We start from the raw sequence: 25504 nt of genomic DNA, 5'->3' as shown, positions 1-25504 counted from the left end.
CCGGGCACCGGAGCGAAGCTCAGTTGTCGCGCTTCTCCTTGACCTTCGCGGCCTTGCCGCGCAGCTCACGGAGGTAGTACAGCTTGGCGCGGCGGACGTCACCGCGGGTCACCAGCTCGAGCTTCTCGAAGATCGGGCTGTGCACCGGGAAGGTGCGCTCGACGCCGACCGAGAAGGAGATCTTGCGGACCGTGAAGGTCTCGCTGACGCCGGCACCCTGGCGGCGGATGACGATGCCCTTGAACTGCTGGATGCGGGAGCGGTTGCCCTCGATGACGCGAACGTGGACGTTCACGGTGTCACCGGGACGGAAGTCGGGGAGGTCGGTGCGCAGCGACGCGGCGTTGACGTTGTCGAGCAGGTGGGACATCTCGTCTGCTTCCTCGCCGATGCCACAGGTCATCAGCGGAACTCGTACTGAAGTGGGAATGGTGCCCGGGCGGCGGGCGGGCGTCGTTCCCCCTGTGGCAGGGGCGCGCGCCGGACGCAAGGCAACGTCTTATTCTTCCACGACCTGGGCCGGACGCCCAAATCGGCCATTCGGCCCCTCGGCCCAGCCCAGCGCGGCCAGCATGGAGCGGTCGTGCTTGTCGAGGGCGGCCGGGTCGCAGCGCTCGACGAGGTCCGGCCGGTTCTCGCTGGTACGCCGGAACGCCTCGTCGCGGCGCCATCGGGCGATCTTGCCGTGGTGTCCGCTGAGCAGCACCTCGGGGATGCCGCGTCCGCGCCACTCGGGCGGCTTGGTGTAGACCGGGCCCTCCAGCAGGTCGGCCATGGCGCCGGGTGCGAAGGAGTCGTCCCGGTGCGACTCGGCGTTGCCCAGCACGCCGGGCAGCAGCCGGGCGATGGCCTCCACCATCACCAGCACCGGCGCCTCGCCGCCGGCCAGCACATAGTCCCCGATGGAGACCTCGCGGACGTCCAGCCGGTCGCCGTACTCCTCGATCACCCGCCGGTCGATGCCCTCGTAGCGGGCCGGGGTGAAGACCAGCCAGGGCTTCTCGGAAAGCTCCACGGCCAGTTCCTGGGTGAAGGGCCGCCCGCTGGGCGTCGGGACGATGATGACCGGTTCGCCCTCCTGCGAGTCGATGACCGAGTCGAGCGCCTCGCCCCATGGCTCCGGCTTCATCACCATGCCGGGGCCGCCCCCGTAGGGGGTGTCGTCCACGGTGTTGTGCCGGTCGTGGGTGAACTGCCGCAGATCGTGGATGCGTACATCCAGCCGGCCACGGGCCCGGGCCTTGCCGACCAGCGAGACGTTCAGCGGTTCCAGGTACTCGGGGAAGATGGTGACGACGTCCAGGCGCATCAGGCTTCGCCCGCTTCCCGCTCCGCCGCCGGCTCCTCGCGGCTGCCGGCGACCTCGGCCTCACCGGCGTCCAGCAGGCCGCGCGGCGGGTCGATCACGGCACGCTGCGCGTCCAGGTCGATCTCGGTCACGATCTCGGCGACGAACGGGACCATCACCTCGCTGCCGTCCGGCCGCTCCACGATGAACAGGTCCTGGGACGGCAGGTGGGCGATCTCGGTGACGCGCCCCACGGGGGTGCCGTCGGCGGTGACCACGTCCAGGTCCATCAGCTGGTGGTCGTAGTACTCGTCGGGGTCCTCGGGCGTCTCTTCCGGGTCCACCTCGGCGATCAGCAGGGTGTTGCGCAGCGCCTCGGCCGCCGTGCGGTCGGCCACGCCCGAGAAGCGCAGCAGCAGCCGGCCGCTGTGCACCCGTCCGCTCTCGATGGTCAGCGGCCCCGCTCCGGCGGGGTCGGTGGCCAGTACGGCGCCCGGGCCCAGCCGCAGCTCGGGCTCGTCCGTGCGTACCTCAACGGTGACCTCGCCCTTGATCCCGTGGGCGCGGCCGATCCTGCCGACTACCAGCTGCACAATGCCTGTCCTTCGCGTTCTCTGACGACAACGGGCCGGGAAGGGAAACCCTTCCCGGCCCGTGCCGGTGTGCTGTCGCTGCTCAGCGGACCTGGTCCACGTCGACGAGGTCGACCCGGATGCCACGGCCGCCGATGGCGCCCACGACGGTGCGCAGCGCGCGGGCGGTACGGCCGTTGCGGCCGATCACCTTGCCGAGGTCATCGGGGTGCACCCGGACCTCCAGCACGCGCCCGCGGCGCAGGTTGCGGGACGCCACCTGCACCTCGTCGGGGTTGTCGACGATGCCCTTGACCAAATGCTCGAGGGCCTCCTCGAGCATGCTCAGGCCTCGGTCGACTCGGTGGACTCGGCCGCGGCCTCGTCCGCCTTCTTGTCGGCCTTCTTGGCCTTCTGGGTGATGGCCTCACCCTTGGCGTCGTCACCCTCGAGAGCCTTGGCGAACTCGTCGAAGGAACGGCGCTTGTCTTCCTTGGTGGCCGGGGCCAGCAGCGGCGCCGGGGCCGGCAGGCCCTTGTGCTTCTGCCAGTCGCCGGTCAGCTTGAGGATGGCGAGCACGGGCTCGGTCGGCTGGGCGCCGACGCTCAGCCAGTACTGGGCGCGCTCCGAGTCGACCTCGATGCGCGAGGGGTTCTGCACCGGGTGGTACAGACCGATCTCCTCGATGGCCCGGCCGTCACGGCGGGTACGGGAGTCGGCGACGACGATGCGGTAGTGAGGCGCACGGATCTTGCCCAGACGCTTCAGCTTGATCTTGACTGCCACGGGAGTGGTGTCTCCTGGTCTTGACGTGGTTGGGCACTGCGAGATGCCACGTGGGGTTGCGGTACTCGGTGCCCGATGGACGCGTCAGCCGGAGGAGAGAGGGGTCCTGTTCGACTGTCGAGTACAGCGACCCATTGTGCCACACGGTGCGGAGTGGTCAGCCCACGGCGACCGGATCGGGGATCCGGAAGGGCTGCCCGCAGCCGCCGCACATGATGGGCGCCTGGGCGAGCACGGAGGGCACGACGCGGACGTTGCGCCCGCAGTCGCACACCGCCTTCACCCGCACCCCGCCGCCGGACGAGCCATGGCGCGCGGCCGGGCCGCGGAAGGTGCGGGAGGTGTCGGCGGCGGTGGCCACCGTGTGGGCCTTGAGCGCGCGCTGCAGTCTCTCGATGGTGGAGCGGTAGCGCCGGCGCGCTTCCGGGGTGAGCACGACCAGGGAGAAACCGCTGCTGGGATGCGGCTCATCGCTGTGGTCGAGCCCCAGCTCCTCGGCGATCGCCAGGAACCTGCGGTTGTGGTAGCGGCCGGCGCGTGAGGTGTCCCGGACACCGCGGGCGGCCGCGATGCCGTGCACTGCCTCGTGCAGCAGCCTTTCGAAGGAGAGTTCGGCGCCACAGGCGGACGACGACTCCCCGATCAACGATTCGGGCGCGGCGAGATCCGGCAGCTCGGGGTGGAACCGCTGAATGTCGGCCCACGCCTGTGCCAGCTCTGCGGCGAGAACAGGTGGTGTCGTGCTCACGTCGTGACAACGAGCCGGGACGGCCCGGTGTTCCGATACCGGGCCATCCCAAATAATTTGCACGTACCAGTCAGTTTTCCGGCCATCCCCGCGCGATACCGCCACAGCCGGGCGAACTGACTCTCGAGTCAGCTCGCCCGGCCGTTTTCAGCGGGCGCGCTCCATGCGCGCGTTCAGCAGGCGCTCAGCAGGCGTGCTCAGTAGGCGCGCGCGACCAGCGCCACGGCGCCCGGGGCGTCGTCCGACTCCGGCACCGAGCCGTCCTCGTTCACCAGGCAGCGCACCGTGACCGCCTGCTCGGCCAGCTTGGCCTCGCCCTCGGGGCCCAGGTCCGCCCACTTGATGCGCGCCCAGCCACCGGCGACCGCCGCCTCGGCGGCCTCCTCGATGGTGGCCACGTCGCTGGTACGGGACTCGCGGCGCTCGCGCGACTGGCGCAGCAGCAGCGCCTGGTCCTCCTCCAGGACCTTGGGCAGCAGCGCCGCCAGCTCCTCGATGCGCACCGGCTCCTTGCCGCCGGGGATGCGGCGGGCCAGCATCGCGGTGCCGTTCTCCAGGTCGCGCGGGCCGATCTCGATGCGCACCGGTACGCCCTTGAGCTCCCAGTCCACGGCGCGGCGGCCGAAGGGGGTGTCGGTGCGGTCGTCCACCTGCACCCGCACACCGGCGGCCTTGAGGGTGTCACCGATCTCGCGGACCTTGGCCAGTACCGCCTCGTCGCCCTTGATCGCCAGCACCACGGCCTGGACCGGCGCCAGGCGCGGCGGCACCCGCAGGCCGTTGTCGTCGCCGTGCGACATGATCAGGCCGCCGACCATCCGGGTGGACACACCCCAGGAGGTCTGCCAGACCAGCTCCTGGTGCCCGTCCTTGGACAGGTAGGAGGTGTTGAAGGCCTTGGCGAAGTTCTGCCCCAACTCATGGCTGGTGCCCAGCTGGAGGGCCTTGCCGTCGCCCATCATGCCTTCCAGCGTGAGGGTGTTGATGGCGCCGGCGAAGCGCTCCTTGGGCGTCTTGCGGCCGAGGACCACATCGATGCCCAGCACATTGACCATGAAGTCGTAGTAGACCTCGCGGTGGATGCGGGCCGCGTAGTCACGGGCGTCCTCGTAGGTGGCGTGCGCGGTGTGCCCCTCCTGCCAGAGGAACTCGCTGGTGCGCAGGAACACCCGCGGGCGCATCTCCCAACGGACCACGTTGGCCCACTGGTTGATCAGCAGCGGCAGGTCGCGGTAGCTCTGCACCCACTTGGAGAAGTACTCGTTGATGATCGTCTCGGAGGTGGGCCGGACGACCACCGGCTCCTCCAGCTCCTTGCCGCCGCCGTGGGTGACCACCGCGAGCTCGGGCGCGAAGCCCTCCACGTGCTCGGCCTCACGCGTCAGGTACGACTGCGGGATGAACAGCGGGAAGTACGCGTTGGAGGCGCCCGCGTCCTTGATGCGGGCGTCCATCTCCTGCTGCATGCGCTCCCAGAGCCCGTACCCGTACGGTCGGATGACCATGGTGCCGCGCACCGGGCCGTTGTCGGCCAGCTCGGCCTTGTTGATCAAGTCCTGGTACCAGCGCGGGAAGTCTTCCGCCTGGGGGGTGAGAATGGGAGCCTTTGCCATGGTGCGAATGGTACGGGGCCGGTCAGGCCGAGCGTGAATCCGCCCGCCGGGCATCCCCGCTTCCCCGCCACGCCGCGGCATCCGGTTCCGCTTGCGCCCCGCGCCGCCGTCTGGCACATGCCATCCCCGCGCTTGGGCAAGGTTCTACCTTCGCCCCCTGGACTCCGGCCCGGAAGCGGAGTTCTCTGGCAACGGGGGACGCTTCACGGCGGGCGCACGGCAGCACACATGGGGGCGGCAGCTTCGGACCAGACTCGTCATTCGGCGGATTGGGGCCCTTTGCGATGACACCAACGCTCGTGCGACGGAACCGGCCGTCCTCGTCGCCGTCCCGGTCGCGGGCCCGCGACTGGGCGGAGATCCAGGAACGGATGCTGGTACCGCTCTACGAAGCCGTCTACGAACGGCTCGACGTCGGCCCCGGCACCCGGCTGCTCAGCCTGGGCTGCGGCTCGGGCCTGGCGCTGCTGATGGCCGCCGCCCGCGGCGCCTCGGTCAGCGGGGTGGACGGCGACGCGCGCCGGCTGGAGCTGGCGCGCGAACGGCTGCTGAGCCGGCCGCACGGCAGCGGCGTGACGCGCCTGGGGCACGGCGGCCCCGACTGTGTCCTCGATCCCACGGGGCGGCGTTTCAACCTGGTGACCGCCTTCGAGCCGCTGCACCACGCCGGGTGCGAGCCGCGCGACCTGGCCCGGTCGCTGGCCCGGGCCGGCGCCTGCGCGGAGCGCGGGGCGGCGGTGGTGCTGGCCGGCTGGGGCCCCCAGGAACGCTGCTCCGCCTCGGCCGCGCTACGGGTGGCGGCCCGGCTGGGCGACCCCATGACCGCCCCCGCCCGCTGGCGGCCCTGCGGACGCGACGACCTGGAGAACCTGGCCCTGCGGGCGGGGCTGCGCCCGGACGGCTCCGGACGCGTGTCCTGCCCGTACGGCTATGCCGACATGGGCAGCGCGGTGCGCGGCATGCTCTCCACCGGCGCCTTCGACGCGGCGCTGCGCGCGGCGGAGGAGGAGCAGGTCACCAAGGAGTTGACCGAGGCCCTCCAGCCGTATGCGCGCGCCGACGGCACGGTCTGGATGCCCAATGTCTTCCGCTACCTGGTGGCCCGCGTCCCCTGAACCCGGTCCGGGCCCCGGCCCGTGCCCGGGTCCTGGCCCATGTCCGGGTCTCAGCCCATGAACTTCTTGAACTCCTCCGGGAGTTCGAAGTTGGCGGGGTCGGTACCGGCCGGCAGCCCCGGCATGCCGTCCGCCTGCTGCTCACGGCGGGCCGCGGCGGCCTGCTCCTCGGCCTTGCGCTTCATCGGGTTGCCGCTCTGGCGCTTGCCCTTGGCCTGCTTGACCTGCTTCTTCTTCTTGCCGCCGCCGCCCATCCCCGGCATGCCCGGCATCCCGGGCATCCCCGGCATGCCGCCCTGGGCCATCCGCGACATCATCTTGCGGGCGTCGAAGAACCGCTCCACCAGCTGCTTGACGGCGCTGACCTCCACACCGGAGCCCTTGGCGATCCGGGCCCGGCGCGAGCCGTTGATGATCGTCGGATCCTGGCGCTCGGCCGGGGTCATCGACTTGATGATCGCGGCGGTACGGTCCACATCGCGCTCGTCGAGGTTGTTGATCTGCTCCTTGATCTGCCCCATGCCGGGCAGCATGCCGAGCAGCTTGGAGATCGAGCCCATCTTCCGGACCTGCTCCATCTGGGCCAGGAAGTCGTCGAGGGTGAACTCCTTGGGGCCCTTCGCCAGCTTGGCCGCCATCTTCTCGGCCTCGGCCTGGCTGAAGGTCTGCTCGGCCTTCTCGATCAGGGTGAGCACATCGCCCATGTCGAGGATGCGGGACGCCATGCGGTCCGGGTGGAACGCGTCGAAGTCGTCCAGCTTCTCGCCGTTGGAGGCGAACATGATCTGCTTGCCAGTGACATGCGCGATGGAGAGCGCGGCACCGCCGCGGGCGTCGCCGTCGAGCTTGGAGAGCACCACGCCGTCGAAGCCGACACCGTCGCGGAACGCCTCGGCGGTGTTGACGGCGTCCTGGCCGATCATCGCGTCGACGACGAACAGGACCTCGTCCGGCTGCACGGCGTCACGGATGTCCGCGGCCTGCTGCATCAGCTCGGCGTCGATGCCCAGCCGGCCGGCGGTGTCCACGATCACGATGTCGTGGACCTTGGACTTGGCGTACTCGATGGAGTCCTTGGCGACCTGCACCGGGTCGCCCACGCCGTTGCCCGGCTGCGGGGCGTAGACCGCCACGCCGGCGCGCTCGGCCACCACGCTCAGCTGGTTGACGGCGTTGGGGCGCTGGAGGTCACAGGCGACCAGCAGCGGGCTGTGCCCCTGCGCCTTCAGCCACAGGCCCAGCTTTCCGGCCAGGGTGGTCTTACCGGCACCCTGCAGACCGGCGAGCATGATCACGGTGGGCGCGGTCTTGGCGAAGCGCAGCCGGCGGGTCTCGCCGCCCAGGATGGTCACCAGCTCGTCGTTGACGATCTTGATGACCTGCTGGGCCGGGTTCAGGGCCTGCGAGACCTCGACACCGCCGGCCCGCTCCTTGACCTGCTTGATGAACGCCCGGACGACCGGGAGGGCCACATCCGCTTCCAGCAGCGCGATGCGGATCTCGCGCGCGGTGGCGTCGATGTCGGCCTCGGACAGCCTCCCCTTGCCACGCAGGGATTTGAAGGTCGCACTGAGGCGGTCAGAGAGGGTATCGAACACGGCGCTCGTCGGTCCTCGGGAGTCGGGGGCGTTGGGAAATCGCCTTCAAGAGTATCCGGCCCGGGAAGAGTGGGGTCGGCCCGTGCCGGATCTGCCCCGGGCGGATGCCCGGGACCGCCCGGCCGGGGCCCGGCCGCGCACCATGCCCGGCGGGTGATGCGCCCCGGGGCGCGCGCTCCGGGCACGGCGCCCGGAGCGCGACTTCGCTCACTTCAACGCGCCCCGCACCGCCGCCACCACCTCGGCCGCCTCCGCCCCGGCCAGCGGGGCGCCGTCCGGGCCGGTCACATAGAACGCGTCCACCACGCTCGCCCCCAGCGTCGACACATGGGCGCTGCGCACCCGTACGCCCGCCGCTTCCAGCGCCCGGGCCACCCGGTACAGCAGGCCGGGGGCGTCCTCGGCCCGTACCTCCAGCACCGTCGCGTCCCGTGAACCGTCCTCGGCCACCGTCACCGACGGGGGCGCGGGCTCCGCGCCCCGGCGGCGCCCCAGGCGGGCGGACTCCCGCTCGGCCAGCCGGGCGGCGAGGTCCAGCGAGCCCTCCAGGGCCCGTGCCAGATCGGCCCGCAGCCGCCCGGCCTGGGGCAGTTCGCCGTACTCGACGGCCACCCGCCAGCGCAGCGCCAGCACCGGGCCACCGGTCAGTTCGGCGGAGTGCACCGCCAGCCGGTGCAGCGCCAGCACCCCCGCCACGGCGGGCAGCACGCCCGGCTGGTCGGGCACCGCCAGCAGCAGTTCCCCGCCGCCGAGCGTCAGGGCCGGGCCGCCGGTACGCCGGGCCTCCTCGGCCAGCAGCAGCTGCCCGGGGCCCGGCGCCTGGGGCGCCCGCGCCACGGCCGGCTCCCCCGCGAGCACCGCCGCCGCCCGCCGCACCAGTTCCGCCACCAGCGAGGCCCGCCAGTCGCTCCATGCGGCGGGCCCGGTGGCCAGGGCGTCCGCCTCGGTGAGCGCGTGCAGCAGCTCAAGGGTCTCGGCCCGCCCCACGGCGGCCACCACCGTGCCAACCGTGGCCGGATCGTCCAGGTCGCGCCGGGTGGCGGTCTCGGCCAGCAGCAGGTGGTGGCGGACCAGGACGGCCAGTACCCGGGCGTCCTCCTCCGGCAGCCCGATCCGCGCCGCCACCTCGCGGGCCAGCACGGCGCCGGTCACCGAGTGGTCGCCTGGCCACCCCTTGCCCAGGTCGTGCAGCAGCGCGGCGAGCAGCAGCAGGTCCGGGCGGGCCACCCGGCGGGTCAGGGCGGCGGCCCGCACGGCGGTCTCCACCAGGTGCCGGTCGACGGTCCAGCGGTGCACCGCATTGCGCTGCGGGCGGCAGCGCACCCGCTCCCACTCCGGCAGCAGCCGGGAGATGATGCCCTCCGCCTCCAGCGCCTCCCAGGCGGCCACCGTGTGCTCGCCCGCGCCCAGCAGGGTCAGCAGCTGCTCCCGCGCCTCCGGGGGCCAGGGCACCGGCAGCGGCCCGGCGGCGGCCAGCCGCCGCACCGCGTGAGTGGACAGCGGCAGCCCGGCCCGGGCCGCCGCGGCCGCGGCCCGCAGCGGCAGCACCGGGTCGCGCTCCGGCCGGGCCGTGCGGGCCAGCACCGCCTCGCCGTCCTGCTCCACCACGCCGTCCGCCAGCGGGGTGCGCTCCGGTTCCACAAAGCCGCCCCGCCCGCCGCGCCCGCCGAGCACCCGGCGCAGCCTGGGCCGCGCGGAGCGGGACCGCAGCACCCTGCCCACCTCCCGCCAGGTGACGTCCGAGGCATAGCCCACGGTGTGGGCCGCCTGGTACACCCGGCGCAGCAGGGCGTCCGCGTCGGGCAGTCCCAGCCGGTCGGCGACCTGGTCCTGTTCCTGGAGCGTGAGCCGGTCGGTGGCCCGCCCGGTGGTCAGGTGCAGGGCGTCCCGGGTGTCCAGGAGCAGGGCACGGGCCTCCTCCAGGCCCTGGCGCGGGGCGTCGGCGAGCCAGGAGGCGGCCACCGCGCGCAGCGCGGTGGCGTCCCGGAGCCCGCCGCGGGCTTCCTTGAGGTCCGGCTCCAGCAGGAAGCGCAACTCGCCCTGGCGGCCGGCGCGTTCCGCGCAGGACTCGCGCAGCTCGGGCAGCCGGGCGGGTGCCTGGGCGCGCCAGTCCCGGTACGCCGCGGCGCGTACCTCCGCGGTGAGTTCGGCGTCCCCGGCCAGATGGCGGGCGTCCAGCAGGCCCAGGTGGACCTTGAGGTCGCCGGCGGCCACCTTGCGCACCTGGGCGGGGGTGCGTACCGAGTGGTCCAGGGCCAGTCCCAGGTCCCACACCGGGTACCAGAGACGGTCGGCGACTGCCGCGACCCGGTCCGCGCCGGCCGACTCCCGGTGCAGCAGCAGCAGGTCCAGGTCGCTGCGCGGGGAGAGCTCGCCGCGGCCGTAGCCGCCGACGGCCACCAGGGCGACGTCCTGGGCGTGGCCCAGCAGGGCGGCCAGCCAGCCGTCGGTGAGCCGGGCGAGGGCGGCGCGCAACGGCGGCCCGGTGAGCGTCTGTTGCTGGAGCAGACGCAGCCGGTCGGCCGCGTAACCGCCGGGCCCCGAGCCGGTCGTTTCCTGGTTGGTTCCGGTCAACTCGGGGCCCTTCGCCGGTGGTTCAGGTCATGCGGGTCGGTTCAGGTGGTTCAGGTGGTTCAGGTGGTTCAGAGCGCGTCGGGGCCGCGTTCGCCGGTGCGGACCCGTACCACCGTCTCGACCGGCACGACCCAGACCTTGCCGTCGCCGATCTTTCCGGTGCGGGCGGTCTTGACGATGACGTCCACGATGTCGGCGGCGTCCTCGTCCTCGGCCAGGACCTCTATGCGGACCTTGGGCAGCAGGTCGATGGTGTACTCGGCGCCCCGGTAGACCTCGGTGTGGCCGCGCTGCCGGCCATAGCCCTTGACCTCGGTGACGGTCAGGCCCTGGACCCGGAAGCTCTGCAGGGCCTCCTTGACCTCGTCGAGTTTGAAGGGCTTGACGATGGCGGTGATCAGCTTCATACGTCCACCTTGCTGTGGTCCGGGTGCGGAACGGGGTGCTGGGCGCCACGGGCGGCGGAGGTGCCGCCCACCGCGCTGAGGTCATAGGCGGTCTCGGCGTGGAACGCCTGGTCGACGCCGCTGAGTTCGTCGTCGGCGCTCGCCCGGAAGCCGATGGTCTTGTCCACCAGTTTGGCCAGCAGCCAGGAGACGGTGAAGGAGTAGGCCAGCACGGCGAAGGTGCCGGCTGCCTGCCGGCCGAGCTGGGTGAGGCCGCCGACGCCGCCGGTGGCCAGCAGGCCGACCAGCAGGGTGCCGATGATGCCGCCGACCATGTGGACGCCCACCACGTCCAGGGAGTCGTCGAAGCCCAGCTTGAACTTCCAGCTCACCGCCCAGGCGCAGACCGCTCCGGCGACCAGGCCGATGAGGATGGCCCCGAAGGCATTGACGGCGGCCCCGGACGGGGTGATGGCGACCAGTCCGGCCACCGCCCCGGAGGCGGCGCCCAGCGTGGTGAAGGCCCCGTGCCGGATGCGCTCGAAGGCCAGCCAGCCGAGCATGGCGGCCCCGGTGGCCACCTGGGTGTTGAGCGCCATATTGGCGGCGGTGCCGTTGGCGGCCAGTGCCGAGCCCGCGTTGAAGCCGAACCAGCCGAACCACAGCAGCCCCGCTCCCAGCATCACCAGCGGCAGGCTGTGCGGGCGCATCGGGTCCTTGGCGAAACCGATGCGCTTGCCGACCACCAGCACCGCGGCCAGCGCCCCGATGCCCGCGTTGATGTGCACGGCGGTGCCGCCCGCGAAGTCGATCACCTTCAGCCTGGCCAGCCAGCCGTCCTGCTGCCACACCCAGTGCGCCACCGGGAAGTAGACCACCGTCACCCACAGGGTGATGAACAGCGACCAGGCGCTGAACTTCACCCGGTCCGCCAGCGCCCCGCTCATCAGCGCCGGAGTGATCACCGCGAACATCAGCTGGAAGAGGGCGAAGGCGAAGACCGGGATGCCCTCCTTGCCACCGGTCAGGGTGGTGGGGTTGATGCCCTTGAGGCCTACGTGGTCGAAGTTGCCGAGCAGCCCCGAGCCGATGTCGTCACCGAAGGCCAGTGAGTAGCCGTAGAGCACCCAGAGCACGGTCACGATGCCCAGCGAAATGAAGGACATCATCAGCATGTTGAGCGCGCTCTTGACCCGCACCATGCCGCCATAGAAGAAGGCCAGGCCGGGGGTCATCAGCATCACCAGCGCGGCACTGATCAGAACGAATGCGGTATCTGCGCCATTCATGGCCGGCCTTTCCTCGTGGCGGCGGTCCGCGCCCCGGGCGGGCAGGGGGCGTACCTGGTTGGCCTAGAGGGTCACCCAGCACGATTTCGGCCAGGGCAGCCGGTTGTTTCGCACCGGTGACGAAGCCCTCGGCAGTGTTACGCCCGGGTGAATTCGGCCGTACTTCCGTCCCGGCCGTGCCCCCCATGGGGCACGGCGCGGGGCCGGCCGCGACGACCACCCGGAGTGACCTGGCGTGGGGGAGCCGAGTCGGGCTGTACGGGCGGATCGCCGCGGCCGGGTACCGGGGCCGGACGGGGCGGCGGGGCTCACACCGGGTGGGTGGCCTCCGCCGATTCCGGCAGGTGGGTGGAGAGCCGCTCGGTCAGCTCCCGCACCTCGGACACTTCGCCGAAGTCGCGCATCGCGGCGTCCACCGTCTTGCGCAGCCGGTTGTTCACCCGCTCCGAGCGGACCTGCTGGGCGATCCTCATCGCCTGGGCCACATGGACCGCCGACTCCTCCGGTGCGCGCTCCATCAGGTCGACGGTGGCCAGGCCGATCAGGTTGAGCGCATACGACCGCTGGTGCTCGTCGTCCTCGGCGAACAGCTCCACCGCCCGCTCCATCTTGGGCCGGGCCAGCGAGGCGTAGGTCGGGCTGCGTCCGGCCACATAGGCCAGGTCGCGGTAGGAGTGGGCGTTCTCCGCGTTGAGTTCGGCCTCGGAGAAGAAGCGGATCCAGTCCGGATCGCCGTCCCCGGGCGCGCAGTCGGCGAAGCAGTCCTCCGCCATGGTCACCGCCCGCTTGCACTTGGCCGGCTGGCCCATGTTGGCGTACGCCCGGGCCTCCATGGCGTAGAGCATGGCCTGGGTGCGCGGGGTGGCCGTCTCACGGGAGCCGTACTGGCCGAGGTGGATCAGCTCCAACGCGTCGTCCGGACGCCCGAGATGGATCATCTGGCGGCTCATGCTGGACAGCACATAGGAGCCCAGCGGACGGTCACCGGCCTCCTTGGCCGCGTGCAGCGCCAGCACGAAGTACTTCTGGGCGGTGGGGTGCAGGCCGACGTCATAGCTCATCCACCCGGCCAGCTCGGCGAGTTCGGCGGCCACCTTGAACAGCCGCTTGGCGGTGTCCTCCGGCTGGGGCTCCTGAAGCAGGTCGGTGACCTCGTGCAGCTGTCCGACCACCGCCTTGCGGCGCAGGCCACCGCCGCACTGGGCGTCCCAGGCCCGGAACATCCGGGTGGTGGACTCCAGCAGATCCAGCTCCGGGGCGGAGAGTTTGGGGGCGCGCCGGACGCGGTCGGCGGAAGCGGCGGCCTTGGCGCCAGGGCCGCCGGCCGGCGAGGGGACCAGCCAGCGCTGCATGGGCTCGATCAGGGCGGGGCCGGCCGAGAGCACCAGGGAGGCGCCCAGGAACCCGCGCCGGGCGAGCATCAGATCGCTGCGGGAGAACTCGCTGATCAGCTCGACGGTTTGCGGGCCCGCCCAGGGCAGGTCCACCCCCGACACGGAGGGCGACTGGTGGGCGACGCGCAGGCCGATGTCCTCCACGCCGACCACACAGCCGAAGCGCTCGGAGAACAACTCAGCGAGGATCTTGGGAATCGGCTCCCTGGGCTGCTCTCCGTCCAGCCAGCGGCGCACCCGGGAGGTGTCCGTGCTGATGTGGTGGGCGCCCAACTGACGGGCTCTGCGGTTGACTTGCCGCGCCAGCTCGCCCTTGGACCAGCCGCTGCGCAGAAACCAGGAACCGAGCCGCTCATTGGGGCGCTTCTGCGCGGCGTCGGCCCGCTCGGCCGCACCCGTCTCGCCAGCCCCGTCGGCACCGAAGGTGCCGCCGACGTCGCCGCCCAACTGGAACGCCCCCATTCACACACCTATGCTCCGGCGCCCTGGCGCACGAAGGCTTCACACGCGAACCGCCCACGGCGCACCGCCCGTTGCGGCGGCCGGGCCGATGGGGTGCCACCGCGTCGTTCGCTACGGCACACCCACCGGGGGTCCATCCTCCAGGAGTTCGCGCGGCTCATGTACCGAAAGTAATCCTACGATCACCGCTGAAGCGAGTGGAGTCCAGCAAACGCCACCATTCGCCACCCCAATGAATGAACCCCTCCCACCCTTCTCGCGATTGACTTGACACCCGTCAGCAGGACAAGGCTCAGGGCGGAGCGGACAGTTGCGCGGTACAGCGCGCGGAACTCGCCCCACCACCCACGGCACACCGTCACGCCGCCTTAAAGCCGGTCGTCCGCGACCGTCCGTGTCCGGGACACTCCGACCCGTAACCATTGCGAAGACGACCCGTTGGAGGGGGCATGGGGTTCACAATCGGCGGCATCCGGGATCTGCGCGCGGGTTCTCGGCGTCGAGGCCGGGCAGCGGAGTCCACGACCACGGTGGCGGAGTACACCGGCCTGTGGGGGTGGGATGTGGTGCCCGGCGCCCGTGCCATCCGCGGTGGCGGGCGGGTGAGTTGCTCCTGCGGGGCCGCCAACTGCCCCTCCCCCGGTGCCCATCCGCTCCCCTTTGTCCCACCCATCCCGGCGGGCTCGACGCTGGACGAGGCGACGGCCGCCTGGGCCGAGGTGCCCGGAGCGGCCGTACTGCTGCCCGTGGGCCGCTCGTTCGACGTCCTGGAGGTCACCGAGCCGGCCGGGCGCCATGCGCTGGCCCGGCTGGAGCGGATGGGGCTGCCGCTGGGCCCGGTGGTGCTCAGCCCGCACGGCCGGGCACTGTTCTTCGTCGCCCCGGGGGCCGCCGCCGAACTGCCCCAGCTGCTCTACCGGATGGGCTGGGACGACGCCCGGCTGGATCTGCGCGGTCTGGGCCCCGGTGAGCACATCACCGCCCCGCCCTCCGACTTCGCCGGCCTGGGGCCGATGCGCTGGCTGCGCCCGCCGGCCCTGGACGCCGACCGGCCGCCGCAGGCCCGGCTGCTGCTGGGCACGCTGGCCTATGTCTGCCACCGCTCGGCCGCCGGCTGACGGGCCCCGAGCGGCACCACGGGGCCCGGCGCCCCGAGCGGGACACCCCCCGGGCGGTACGACGACGGCGGGCCCGGTCGCGTCATCACCGCGACCGGGCCCGCCGTCGTCCCGGGCTCACTCCCGGATGGGACTCACTCCCCGATGAGGGCGTCCACAAAGGCCTCGGGCTCGAAGGGCGCCAGGTCGTCGGCGCCCTCGCCCAGGCCCACCAGCTTGACCGGAACGCCCAGCTCGCGCTGGACCGCGACCACGATGCCGCCCTTGGCCGTGCCGTCCAGCTTGGTGAGCACGATGCCGGTGATGTTCACCACCTCGGCGAACACCCGGGCCTGCACCAGGCCGTTCTGACCGGTGGTGGCATCCAGCACCAGCAGCACCTCGTCCACGCTGCCGTGCTTCTCCACCACGCGCTTGACCTTGCCCAGCTCGTCCATGAGCCCGGTCTTGGTGTGCAGCCGGCCCGCAGTGTCGATCAGCACCACATCGGCCTTCTCGGCGATGCCCTCCTTGACCGCGTCGAAGGCGACGGAGGCCGGGTCACCGCCCTCGGGGCCGCGCACGGTACGGGCACCGACCCGCTCGGCCCAGGTCTGCAGCTGATCGGCGGCGGCGGCGCGGAAGGTGTCCGCGGCGCCCAGCACCACCGACTTGCCGTCCGCGACCAGCACCCGGGCGAGCTTGCCGGTGGTGGTGGTCTTCCCGGTGCCGTTGACGCCCACGACCATGACGACGCCGGGCTTCTCCTCACCGTTGACAGCGACACCGGGCTCGGTGTGCACACTGCGGTCGAAGTCGGTGCCGATCAGGGTGAGCAGCTCTTCGCGCAGCAGGCCGCGCAGCTCCTCGGGGGTGCGGGTGCCCAGCACCTTGACCCGCTCGCGCAGCCGGTCCACCAGCTCCTGGGTGGGGGTGACGCCGACGTCGGCGGTGAGGAGGGTGTCCTCGATCTCCTCCCAGGTCTCGTCGTCGAGGTGCTCGCGGGACAGCAGGGTCAGCAGACCCTTGCCCAGGGAATTCTGCGAACGCGAGAGCCGGGCGCGCAGCCGGATCAGCCGGCCCGCGGTGGGCTCGGGCACCTCGACCTCGGGGGCGGCCTCGGGGGCCGCCTCCTCCACGGGGGCCTCGGCGACCTCAGGCGCCTCGGGAGCCGCCGGCGCCTCGGCGGGCGGCAGCTCCACCTCCTCTATGGTGCGGCGCTTGGTTGCTTCGCGCGGGGTCTCGGCCTCCTCGCCTACCTGGGGCTCGGCGGGCGGCGCGGTGACGGACGGGCTGCTCGGCGGAGCCGGGGGCAGCTGCTTCTTCTTGCGGCTGCTGACCACGAGCCCACTGATCGCGCCGAGCGCGACCACAGCGATGACTACGGCAAGGATGACGATTTCCATAACGCACCCAGTATCGGACACCTCGGGTGCGGGGGCGGTGAGCTGCGCGAGTCCTGTGAGTTCGTGCAATCACACTGAGGACTAAAGTCACTAAACGGCTCAAGTTGGATCAAACTACGATGGCTAAGGCGCTGCGACGCGCGTAGAGTCCCAGCGTTCTCTCTTGCCCAGGTACTACCAGGGTTCTCTTTTCCGCTTTAACTGCACGGAGCCCCCCATATGGCCACCCACAAGGACAATGTGAGCGCCGCTGATCCCGAAGGCGCGATCGAAACCCGTGGTATCGAGCCCGTCCCGGATCACGAGCGCCGCGGGCGGGTCCGGGAGCTCTTCCCAACCTGGGTCGCCGCCAACATCAGTGTGCTGCTGCTCACCATGGGCGCGGCCCTGGTGGTCTTCAACCAGCTGAACTTCTGGCAGGTCCTGATCGTCGCCGCGTGTGCCGCGCTGGCGTCGTTCGGTCTGGTCGGCTTGGTGTCGGTGTCCGGCAAGTGGGGCGGCGCCCCCGGCGCGATGCTCTCCCGCGCGACCTTCGGTGTGCGCGGGAACCTCTTCCCCGGTTCCATCCTCTGGGTGGCCCGCTTCGGCTGGGAGACGATCAACGCGGTCACCGGCGCCTACGCGGTGCTGACCGTGCTGGACCTGGTGTTCGGGATCAAGAGCAACTCCGTGCTCATCGTGATCACGCTCTTCGCCTTTGTCGCCTGCACCTTCATGGTGAGCGGCATGGGCCGCAAGGCGCTCAATGTCTGCAACAAGTGGTCGACGTACCTCTTCGGCGTCTTCAGCGTGCTGGTGCTGGGCTACCTGATCGTCCATATGCACTGGAGCGAGGTCTTCGCCAAGCCGGCCGGCTCCACCGCCATGATGATCGCCGGTATCGGCACCATCGCGGCGGGCGGCATCAGCTGGGTGCCCACCGGTCCCGACTTCGCGCGCTACTTCCCGCACTCCGTCTCCGGCAAGAAGATCGCCGGTGTGACGGTCTCCGGTGCCGCGCTGGTCATGGTGCCCATGGTGCTGATGGGCGGCGTGATGGCCGTGGCCACGCCGGACCTGGCCAAGGCGCAGGACCCGGTCTCCTTCCTCGGTGACATCCTGCCGACCTGGCTGGCGGTTCCGTACCTGATCACCGCGATCGTCGGCATGCTGCTGATCAACAGCCTCTCGATGTACTCGGCCGGCTTCACCGCCCAGACCATGGGCGTCAAGCTGCCCCGTGCCCTGGCGGTCAGCATCAACGCCGTGATCTCCCTGGTCGGCGGCGCCATGCTGATGCTGGTGGCCTCCAGCTTCCTGGGCTCCTTCATCACCTTCCTGATCCTGCTGGCGGTCTCCTTCTCCGCCTGGATCGGCGTCTACACCGTGGACATGGCCCGCCGCCGCAAGCGCGCCGTGCGCTATGACGCCGAGGCGCTGATGAACACCGGCCGCACCAGCCGTTACTGGTACACCGGCGGCTTCTGCTGGCAGGCGATGACCGCCTGGACGGTCGCCCTGGTGGCCGGTATCGCCTTCACCAAGTGCGACTGGTTCTCCGGTCCGCTGTCCGGCACCTTTGTCGGCAAGTACGGGCTGGGCTGGGCCGCCACCATCGCGATCTCGGCCCTGGTGATGGCCGTGCTGCCGGTGCCGCGGGAGAACGAGGCGGCCGAGGCCGCCGTTCCCGCCCAGCGCGAGGAGCAGCAGGAGAAGGTCACGGTCTGACCTTCACCGGCCTGACCGGCTTCCCGACGTCCCCTTCGCCGTGTGCACGGCGGAGGGGACGTCTGCGTCGGGGTGCGGGTAGTCGGGCAGGTCGGCGGTGGCCACCCGTTCCGTCGCCCCGAGCAGGCCGTTCATCAGCAGCGGCCGGGACAGCAGGCCATTGCGCAGGCGCAGGCCGTACCGGGTGCGGGGCGCGAGGAACCGGCCGGCGTTGCCCCGTCGGCAGATCCGGGCGTAGCGGCTCAGCCGGTCCTGGTACCGGGCGAACGCGGTGCGGTGGTCGCCCCCGGCCAGCGCGAGTTCACCGGCGAGCACATGGGCGGCGACGATCCCGGTGCCGGTGCCCATCCCGCCCAGGGTGGTTCCGGAGGCGGCGTCCCCGATCAGGGCGACGCGGCCGGTGGACCAGCGGGGCGCATCCGCCCGGCTGATGGAGTCGAAGTACAGGTCGGCGGCCTCGTGCAGCGAGTCCAGCAGGCGGGGCACCTCCCAGCCGAGGCCGGCGAAGGCGTCGGCGATCAGCCGCTTCTGCTGCTCGGGGTCGTGGCGGTGGTAGGCCAGCTCGGGCGAGGCGAAGACGAACAGGGTCCGGGCCAGGCCGGGCTCGCGGTGGCCGGCGCCCACCGCGGCCAGCCGACCGGGGACGTTGAGGCCGACCGAGCCGTGGGCCAGGCCCAGGTGGTTGGGCAGCTCCCAGGTGGCCGCGTAGTAGCCGAGGTGGGTGACGAAGTCACGCTCGGGGCCGAAGGCCAGGCGGCGGACGTGGGAGTGCAGCCCGTCGGCGCCGATGACCAGGCCGAAGGTGCGGGGCGCGGCGTGCCGGAAGGTGACGTCGACCCTGCCGGGGGTCTGGGTCAGGCCGGTGACGGTGTCGCCGAAGAGGTAGTCGGTGTACGGCAGGCTGTGCTCGTACAGCAGCCGGGACAGGTCGCCGCGCGGCACCTCCACCGCGCCGCCGTTGAACTCGCCGGGCAGTTCCAGCAGCGCTGCCCCCCGCTCGTCGACGAAGGTCATGGGGCTGCCGCCGGTCTGGATGCGGCGCAGTTCGGGCAGCAGGCCCATGCGCTCCAGCACTGTCAGATGGGTCTCGCCCCGGAAGTCCACGGCCTGGCCGCCCTCGCGCGGGGCGGGGGCGATCTCGACCACGGTGGGCCTGAAGCCGTACCTCCCGAGCCAGTAGGCCAGTGCCGGGCCGGCGATGCCGGCGCCGGAGATCAGAACGTCGCTCGTCATGGGTTCCCCTCCACCAAAAACAGTGTCCATCGGACGCAATATCTACTGTGTACCATGGACACAGTCGACTGGGGAAGGAGCGATGACATGGCCGAGTCGCATGCCGGGACCAAGCAGCTGCTCTGGGGGCCCCATGCGGCGCCCGCCCGGGGCCCCCGGCGCACCCTGGATCTGGACCGCATCGCGCGGGCCGGCGTCGAGCTGGCCGATACCGAGGGTCTGGCGGCCGTCTCCATGCAGCGCCTGGCCGAGCGGCTGGGGGTGACCAAGATGGCGCTGTACCGGTATGCGCCGGGCAAGACCGAGCTGATCGCGCTGATGGTGGACACCGCCCTCGGCCCGTACCCCGACGGGGCCGGCGGGGCCGGCTGGCGGGCGGCGCTGGAGGACTGGGCCGCCCGGCTGCTCGAGGCCTTCGGCCGCCACCCCTGGGCGCTTGCGGCCACGCTGGGCCCGCGCCTGCCGGGACCGGCCGAGCTGTCCTGGCTGGAGGCGGCCGTCGCCGCTCTGGACGGCACCGGGCTGAGCGGGGCCGAGCGCATGGACGCCGCGGTGCTGCTGACCGGCCATGTGCGGATGATCGCCGAACAGGCCCGCGCCACGGGCCCCGCGCATGGCGCGGACGAGCAGTTCACCGCCCTCATGGGCGAGGTGCTGCGCGAGCACGGTGCGCGCTTCCCCGCCCTGGTGGCGGCCGCCTCACAGCCCGGCGGGCGGGACCAGGCCTGGGAGTTCGGGCTGCGGCGCATCCTGGACGGCCTGGCCGTGCTGATCGAGCACCGCGCGCGCTGAGCGGCGCGGAAGGGCATACGAGAAGGGCATACGAAAAGGGCTGCCCCCGGCACTGGTGTGCCGGGGGCAGCCCTTTGTCAGGAGACGGGCGGCGGGGGAGGTCAGCCCATCTCCTCCAACGCCTTGCCCTTGGTCTCCTTCACAAACTTCAGCACGAAGGGGATCGAGAGCACGGCGAAGACCGCGTAGATGATGTACGCGCCCGAGAGGTCCCAGTCGGACAGGCTCGGGAAGCTGGCCGTGATGGCCCAGTTGGCGATCCACTGCGCGGAGGCGGCGACACCCAGCGCCGCGGCGCGGATCCGGTTGGGGAACATCTCACCCAGGAAGACCCAGACCACCACGCCCCACGACAGGGCGAAGAAGAGCACAAAGGCGTGGGCGGCGACCAGGGCCACCGTGCCCTGCGTGGTGGGCAGGGTGCCGTCGGCGGTCTTGGAGGCGAAGGCCCAGGCCTCCAGGGCCAGGGAGAGGGCCATGCCGACGGAGCCGACCAGGGCCAGCGGCTTACGGCCGATCCGGTCCACCAGCACCATCGCGATCACGGTGCCGACGATGTTGATGATCGAGGTGGTGAAGCTGTAGAAGAACGAGCTCTCGGGGTTGACGCCCACCGACTGCCAGAGCGTCGAGGAGTAGTAGAAGGCGACGTTGATGCCGACGAACTGCTGGAAGACCGAGAGGCCGATGCCGATCCAGACGATCGGCAGGAAGCCGCCGCGACCGCCGAGGAGGTCCTTGAAGGTGGACTTCTCCTCGCTGTGCATCGCCTGCTCGATCTCGGCGACGCGCGCGTCCAGGTCGGTGCCCTTGCCCTCGACGTCGGCCAGCACGGCCTTGGCCTTGTCGGTCTTGCCGACCGAGATCAGGAAGCGGGGGGACTCGGGGATGGCGAAGGACAGCAGGCCGTAGAGGACGGCGGGGACGACCATGACGCCCAGCATCAGCTGCCAGGCCTCGATGCCCATCACATGGCCGCGCTGCTTGCCGTGCGCCATGTTGAGGATGCCCCAGTTGACCAGCTGGGAGATGGCGATGCCGATCACGATGGCGGCCTGCTGGAAGGAGCCCAGCCGGCCCCGGTACGCGGGCGGGGAGACCTCGGCGATGTAGGCCGGGCCGATGACCGAGGCCATGCCGATGGCGATGCCGCCCAGGACGCGCCACATGGCGAGGTCCCACAGGGCGAAGGGCAGTGCGGAGCCGACGGCGCTGACCGTGAAGAGGAGGGCGGAGATCTGCATGGTGCGGATCCGGCCGATCCGGTCGGCCAGGCGGCCCGCGGTGGCCGCACCGATCGCGCAGCCGATCAGCGCGATGGCGATGACCTGGGCGAGGGCGGCCGAACCGATGTCGTACTTCGACCGGATGCCCTCGACCGCGCCGTTGATCACGGAGCTGTCGTAGCCGAAGAGGAAGCCACCCATGGCCGCGGCCGCGGTGATGAAGATGACATGGCCGAGGTGGTCCGGCTGGGCCTTGCGGCCCTCGGACCCCTGCGCCATCGCAGTGCTGGTCAACGTGTACTCCTGGGCGCCGGCGACACTGCCGGGCGGTGTGGGGGTGGCCTTTCCAGTGGGACACAAGATCAAATCGGCCACCACTTGAAGGCGTAAGCAACGCAGCAGACCCTATGCCTTCATTTTTCTAAGTCAATAGAGTGTGACGAAGAACGTTCTCCCCGGTTTCCCGCCAACTTGTCTTCACTACTTGAAAGATCTGCTTAGTGCAGCCGCTGACTGATCACCTTGGAGACGCCATCGCCCTGCATGGAGACGCCATAGAGCGCGTCCGCCACCTCCATGGTCCGCTTCTGGTGAGTGATCACGATCAGCTGTGAACTCTCCTGGAGTTCCCGCATGATCCCGATCAGCCGCTGGAGGTTGGTGTCATCCAGCGCCGCCTCCACCTCGTCCATCACATAGAACGGGCTGGGCCGGGCCTTGAAGATCGCCACCAGCAGGGCCACCGCGGTCAGCGAGCGCTCCCCGCCGGAGAGCAGGGACAGCCGCTTGACCTTCTTGCCCGGCGGACGGGCCTCCACATCCACCCCGGTGGCCAGCATGTCCTCGGGGTCGGTGAGCACCAGGCGGCCCTCGCCGCCCGGGAAGAGCCGGGAGAAGACACCCTCGAACTCCCGTGCGGTGTCCCGGTAGGCCTCGGTGAAGACCTCCTCCACCCGCTTGTCGACGTCCTTGACCACCTGGAGGAGATCGGCGCGGGTCTTCTTGAGGTCCGCCAGCTGCTCGGAGAGGAACTTGTGCCGCTCCTCCAGCGCCGCGAACTCCTCCAGGGCGAGCGGATTGACCTTGCCCAGCTGCTGGTACGCCCGCTCGGCGGCCTTCAGCCGCTTCTCCTGCCCGGCCCGGACATAGGGCACCGGCTGGTTACGGGGGTGCTCCGGGTCCTCGGGCAGTTCCTCGCCCTCGGCCGGCGGCGACGGGGGTACCGGCTGGTCGGGGCCGTACTCCCCCACCAGGCCGGCCGGCTCCACGCCGAACTCCTCCAGCGCCCGGGCCTCCAGCTGCTCGATGCGCAGCCGCTTCTCGGCGCCCAGCACCTCGCCCCGGTGCACCGAGTCGGTCAGCTTGTCCAGCTCGGTCTTCAGCTCGCGGCCCCGGTTGCGCTGCTCGGTCAGCTCACGCTCCCAGGCGGCCTTGGCCTCCTCGGCGGCCCCCCGTTCCCGGTCGGCCCGCACCAGCGAGACCTCCACATGTGCCAGCAGCTGCCGGGCGCCGGCCGCCACCGCGGTGGCGACGCGCACCTCATGGCGCAGCCGGGCGCGGCGCCGTTCGGCACGCTCCCGCGCCTCCCGCTCGGCCCGTGCCGCCCGGTCCAGGGCGTCCGCCCGCCCGGCCAGCCCCTTGACCCGCTCCTCATGGGTGCGGACCTGAAGCCGGGCCTCCATCTCGGTCTGCCGGGCGTTGGCCCCGTCGGCGGCCAGCCGGTCGCGGACCGAGGTGTCCGGCTCGCCGGTGTCCTCCCCGTCGCTCAGCGATTCGGCCACCGCCAGCCGCTCGGCCAGTTCCTCGGCCTCCTCGACGGCCTTGGCCAGGGCCTCCTCGCCCCGGGCGGCGGCCGCCGCGGTGCGTTCGGCCTCGCCCGCCGCCGCCCGGGCCTGGCCGGCCAGCCGCCCCAGGTCCTGGGCCAGCCGGGACTTCTCCCGGTCGGCCCGGCCGCGCAGCGCGGAGAGCTCGTCCACCAGGGCCGCCCGCCGCGCGCGTTCCCCGGCCGCGGCGTGCTGCCGCCCGGTCAAGTCTTCACAACTGCGCTCCAGTTCGGCCAGTTCCGCGGCGGCCTCGTCCACGGCGGCCCGCACCTCCAGCAGACTGGGTGCCCCGGCGGATCCGCCCTGCGCCAGATGCGCCCCCAGCAGGTCGCCTTCGGCGGTGACGGCGGTCAGCTCCGGGTGCGCGGCAATGAGTTCCTCGGCCTCCTCCAGTGAGTCGACCACCACCACCCCGCGCAGCAGGCGGCGCACCGCGGGCAGCAACCCGGGCGGGGCACCCACCAGTTGACCGGCCATGTGGTGCCCCGTGGGGGGCGGGCCGGGCTCCGGCTCGGGCGCTCCGGCCAGCAGCAGCACCGCGCGCCCGGCGTCCTCCTTCTTCAGTAGGCGCAGCGCCTCGGCCGCGGCGGCGGGTGAGCCCACGGCGACCGAGTCGGCGGCGGCGCCCAGCGCGGCGGCGACGGGCAGTTCGTATCCGGGGGCCACGGTGAGGAGTTCGGCGGCCGGGCCCAGCACTCCGGCCAATCGTTCCTTCGCCGACAGCAGCGCCCCGGTGCCGTCCTTGCGGCGCAGCCCCAGGGCCAGTGCGTCATGGCGGGCGGCGATGGCCGCGCGGCGCCGGTCGGCGGCGGTGGCGGCCTCCCGGGCGGCGGTCAACGCCTCCTCGGCCGCGGCGAGTTCCCGCTTGGCCTCGTCCTGGCGCTGCGTCAGCTCGCTGTCCTCGGCGTCGGCCCCCTCACCCAGTTCCCGCTGCCGCTCGTACTCGGCCTGGGCGGCGGCGGCCCGTTCGCGGGCCTCGTCGCGGGCCACGGCCAGCCGGCCGATCTCGGCCTCGGCGGAGGCGACCCGGCCACGGGCGGCGCTCACCCGGCCCTGCAGCCGGGCCAGTTGCTCCCGTCGGTCGGCGCTGGCCCGGGCGGCGTCCCGCAGCCGGCGCTCCTCCTCGGCCAGTTGGCGTTCCAGCACGCCGCGGTGGAGCGCGGTGTCCTCCAGCGCCCGGCTCGCCGCCTCCAGGGCGGCCTCCAGTTCGGCCTCCTGCTCCCTGATCCGGGCGGCCTCGCGCTCCAGGTCCTCCGGTTCGCGGCCGCGCCGTTCCTCCTCGGGGGCCGCGCCGGCGCTGGCCACCCGGGCGTCCGCCAGGCCGACCGTGCCACGCACCCGCTCGGCGAGCCGGGAGAGTTCGTACCAGGTCTGCTGTGCCCCGGCCAGCCGGGGGGCGAGCTGGGCGACCTGTTCCTCCAGCGCGGCCTCCCGCTCGGCGGCGGCGCGCAGTTCGGCTTCGGCGGCCTCCTTGCGGCCCTTGAGCGCGGCCTCGTCGGCGATCTCGGCGTTCAGCGCCCGGCGCAGGGTGACCAGGTCATCGGCGAGCAGCCGCAGCCGGGCGTCGCGCAGATCGGCCTGGATGACCGCGGCCCGCCGGGCCACCGCGGCCTGCCGGCCGAGCGGTTTGAGCTGGCGGCGCAGTTCATCGGTGAGGTCCTGGACGCGGGCCAGGTTGGCGCGCATGGCGTCCAGCTTGCGCAGCGCCTTCTCCTTGCGCTTGCGGTGCTTGAGGACGCCGGCCGCCTCCTCGATAAAGGCCCGGCGGCCCTGTGGGTCGGCGTGCAGGACCGAATCCAGCTGCCCCTGGCCGACGATGACATGCATCTCGCGGCCGATGCCGGAGTCGGAGAGCAGTTCCTGGATGTCCAGCAGCCGGCAGGTGTCCCCGTTGATCTGGTACTCGCTGCCGCCGTTGCGGAACATGATCCGGGTGATGGTCACCTCGGCGTACTCGATGGGCAGCGCGCCGTCGGAGTTGTCGATGGTCAGCGAGACCTCGGCGCGGCCCAGGGGCGGACGGCCGGTGGTCCCGGCGAAGATGACGTCCTCCATCTTGCCGCCGCGCAGGGACTTGGCGCCCTGCTCGCCCATCACCCAGGACAGGGCGTCCACCACATTGGACTTCCCCGAACCATTGGGGCCCACGACACAGGTGATACCGGGTTCGAAACGCAGTGTGGTGGCCGAGGCGAAGGATTTGAAGCCTCGTAGGGTCAGGCTCTTGAGGTGCACGCGGTAGGACTCTACCGTTCATCTCGGTTTCACCCTGGAAGGTGCAGGGCACATCATGCGGTGTGGGGGCGGGACCGAGAATACGGGGGGCAGCGGATACGACGAAGGGACGCCGAAGCGTCCCTTGCAGATTCTCAAGCGGCTGACAGTGCAGCCCGAC

20 protein-coding genes are annotated in these 25504 nt (G+C 71.7%); 4 read left to right on the top strand and 16 right to left on the bottom strand.

The window, feature by feature from the left end; translation table 11 throughout:
* Positions 1–19 precede the first annotated feature (19 nt).
* From rplS to proS, 7 genes are all read right to left on the bottom strand, one after another.
* Positions 20–370, bottom strand: a complete 351-nt coding sequence (gene rplS / locus ACIHFE_RS07860; protein ID WP_400105034.1) for a 50S ribosomal protein L19 — start codon at positions 368–370, stop codon at positions 20–22.
* 129 nt (positions 371–499) lie between these two features.
* Positions 500–1309 (bottom strand): tRNA (guanosine(37)-N1)-methyltransferase TrmD, encoded by an 810-nt coding sequence (trmD, locus tag ACIHFE_RS07855; RefSeq protein ID WP_400104928.1) that lies wholly within the window; start codon positions 1307–1309, stop codon positions 500–502.
* The gene (rimM, locus tag ACIHFE_RS07850; RefSeq protein ID WP_400104927.1) at positions 1309–1881 is read right to left on the bottom strand and encodes a ribosome maturation factor RimM; all 573 of its coding nucleotides are present in this window, start codon (positions 1879–1881) and stop codon (positions 1309–1311) included. The genes trmD and rimM overlap by 1 nt, the downstream gene beginning before the upstream one ends.
* Positions 1882–1963: 82 nt before the next feature.
* Positions 1964–2203, bottom strand: a complete 240-nt coding sequence (locus tag ACIHFE_RS07845) for an RNA-binding protein (protein ID WP_020868149.1) — start codon at positions 2201–2203, stop codon at positions 1964–1966.
* A 2-nt stretch (positions 2204–2205) separates the two neighbouring features.
* Entirely contained in the window at positions 2206–2646 is a 441-nt protein-coding gene (rpsP, locus tag ACIHFE_RS07840) for a 30S ribosomal protein S16 (RefSeq protein WP_400104926.1), read from the bottom strand.
* 157 nt (positions 2647–2803) lie between these two features.
* Positions 2804–3394, bottom strand: coding sequence for a hypothetical protein (locus ACIHFE_RS07835; RefSeq protein WP_400104925.1), 591 nt, complete (start codon positions 3392–3394; stop codon positions 2804–2806).
* A gap of 197 nt (positions 3395–3591) precedes the next feature.
* Complete coding sequence (gene proS / locus ACIHFE_RS07830; protein WP_400104924.1) at positions 3592–5007, bottom strand: proline--tRNA ligase; 1416 nt, start codon at positions 5005–5007, stop codon at positions 3592–3594.
* Between the two features lie 284 nt (positions 5008–5291).
* On the opposite strand from proS, the gene ACIHFE_RS07825 reads away from it, so the two are divergent.
* Positions 5292–6122, top strand: a complete 831-nt coding sequence (locus ACIHFE_RS07825) for a class I SAM-dependent methyltransferase (protein ID WP_400104923.1) — start codon at positions 5292–5294, stop codon at positions 6120–6122.
* A gap of 50 nt (positions 6123–6172) precedes the next feature.
* Here the strand turns inward: ACIHFE_RS07825 and ffh are convergent, their stop codons facing one another.
* The 5 genes from ffh to ACIHFE_RS07800 all read right to left on the bottom strand — a co-directional run bounded on the left by ffh (position 6173) and on the right by ACIHFE_RS07800 (position 13825).
* Positions 6173–7720, bottom strand: a complete 1548-nt coding sequence (ffh, locus tag ACIHFE_RS07820) for a signal recognition particle protein (RefSeq protein WP_400104922.1) — start codon at positions 7718–7720, stop codon at positions 6173–6175.
* 207 nt (positions 7721–7927) lie between these two features.
* Positions 7928–10294 carry a [protein-PII] uridylyltransferase gene (locus ACIHFE_RS07815; RefSeq protein WP_400104921.1) on the bottom strand — a complete coding sequence of 789 codons (2367 nt, stop codon included), beginning with the start codon at positions 10292–10294 and terminating at the stop codon, positions 7928–7930.
* Between the two features lie 68 nt (positions 10295–10362).
* Positions 10363–10701: a P-II family nitrogen regulator gene (locus ACIHFE_RS07810; protein WP_400104920.1), complete on the bottom strand. Its 339-nt coding sequence runs from the start codon at positions 10699–10701 to the stop codon at positions 10363–10365.
* On the bottom strand, positions 10698–11969 hold the full coding sequence (locus ACIHFE_RS07805) for an ammonium transporter (protein WP_400104919.1): 1272 nt from the start codon (positions 11967–11969) through the stop codon (positions 10698–10700). The genes ACIHFE_RS07810 and ACIHFE_RS07805 overlap by 4 nt, the downstream gene beginning before the upstream one ends.
* A 308-nt stretch (positions 11970–12277) precedes the next feature.
* A complete protein-coding gene (locus tag ACIHFE_RS07800; protein ID WP_400104918.1) occupies positions 12278–13825 on the bottom strand; it encodes a hypothetical protein in 1548 nt (515 codons plus the stop codon).
* 449 nt (positions 13826–14274) lie between these two features.
* On the opposite strand from ACIHFE_RS07800, the gene ACIHFE_RS07795 reads away from it, so the two are divergent.
* Positions 14275–14943, top strand: coding sequence for a bifunctional DNA primase/polymerase (locus ACIHFE_RS07795; RefSeq protein WP_400104917.1), 669 nt, complete (start codon positions 14275–14277; stop codon positions 14941–14943).
* 134 nt (positions 14944–15077) lie between these two features.
* Here the strand turns inward: ACIHFE_RS07795 and ftsY are convergent, their stop codons facing one another.
* Entirely contained in the window at positions 15078–16328 is a 1251-nt protein-coding gene (ftsY, locus tag ACIHFE_RS07790) for a signal recognition particle-docking protein FtsY (RefSeq protein ID WP_400104916.1), read from the bottom strand.
* Between the two features lie 219 nt (positions 16329–16547).
* Between ftsY and ACIHFE_RS07785 the strand changes: the two genes are divergently transcribed.
* Positions 16548–18035 carry a purine-cytosine permease family protein gene (locus tag ACIHFE_RS07785; RefSeq protein ID WP_400104915.1) on the top strand — a complete coding sequence of 496 codons (1488 nt, stop codon included), beginning with the start codon at positions 16548–16550 and terminating at the stop codon, positions 18033–18035.
* 3 nt (positions 18036–18038) lie between these two features.
* Here the strand turns inward: ACIHFE_RS07785 and ACIHFE_RS07780 are convergent, their stop codons facing one another.
* Positions 18039–19268 carry an FAD-dependent monooxygenase gene (locus ACIHFE_RS07780; protein WP_400104914.1) on the bottom strand — a complete coding sequence of 410 codons (1230 nt, stop codon included), beginning with the start codon at positions 19266–19268 and terminating at the stop codon, positions 18039–18041.
* A gap of 87 nt (positions 19269–19355) precedes the next feature.
* On the opposite strand from ACIHFE_RS07780, the gene ACIHFE_RS07775 reads away from it, so the two are divergent.
* On the top strand, positions 19356–20060 hold the full coding sequence (locus ACIHFE_RS07775; RefSeq protein WP_400104913.1) for a TetR/AcrR family transcriptional regulator: 705 nt from the start codon (positions 19356–19358) through the stop codon (positions 20058–20060).
* Positions 20061–20161: 101 nt separating this feature from the next.
* On the opposite strand, the gene ACIHFE_RS07770 is transcribed toward ACIHFE_RS07775, so the two are convergent.
* Together ACIHFE_RS07770 and smc are read right to left on the bottom strand one after the other, a co-directional pair.
* A complete protein-coding gene (locus ACIHFE_RS07770; RefSeq protein ID WP_400104912.1) occupies positions 20162–21580 on the bottom strand; it encodes a sugar porter family MFS transporter in 1419 nt (472 codons plus the stop codon).
* 203 nt (positions 21581–21783) lie between these two features.
* Positions 21784–25344, bottom strand: a complete 3561-nt coding sequence (smc, locus tag ACIHFE_RS07765) for a chromosome segregation protein SMC (protein WP_400104911.1) — start codon at positions 25342–25344, stop codon at positions 21784–21786.
* Positions 25345–25504 lie beyond the last annotated feature (160 nt).

The sequence above is a fragment of the Streptomyces sp. NPDC052396 genome (assembly GCF_044593195.1).
Lineage (GTDB): Bacteria > Actinomycetota > Actinomycetes > Streptomycetales > Streptomycetaceae > Streptomyces.
The sequence above is the reverse complement of the archived record's forward strand: the minus strand, read 5'-3'. Positions and strand labels throughout refer to the sequence as shown.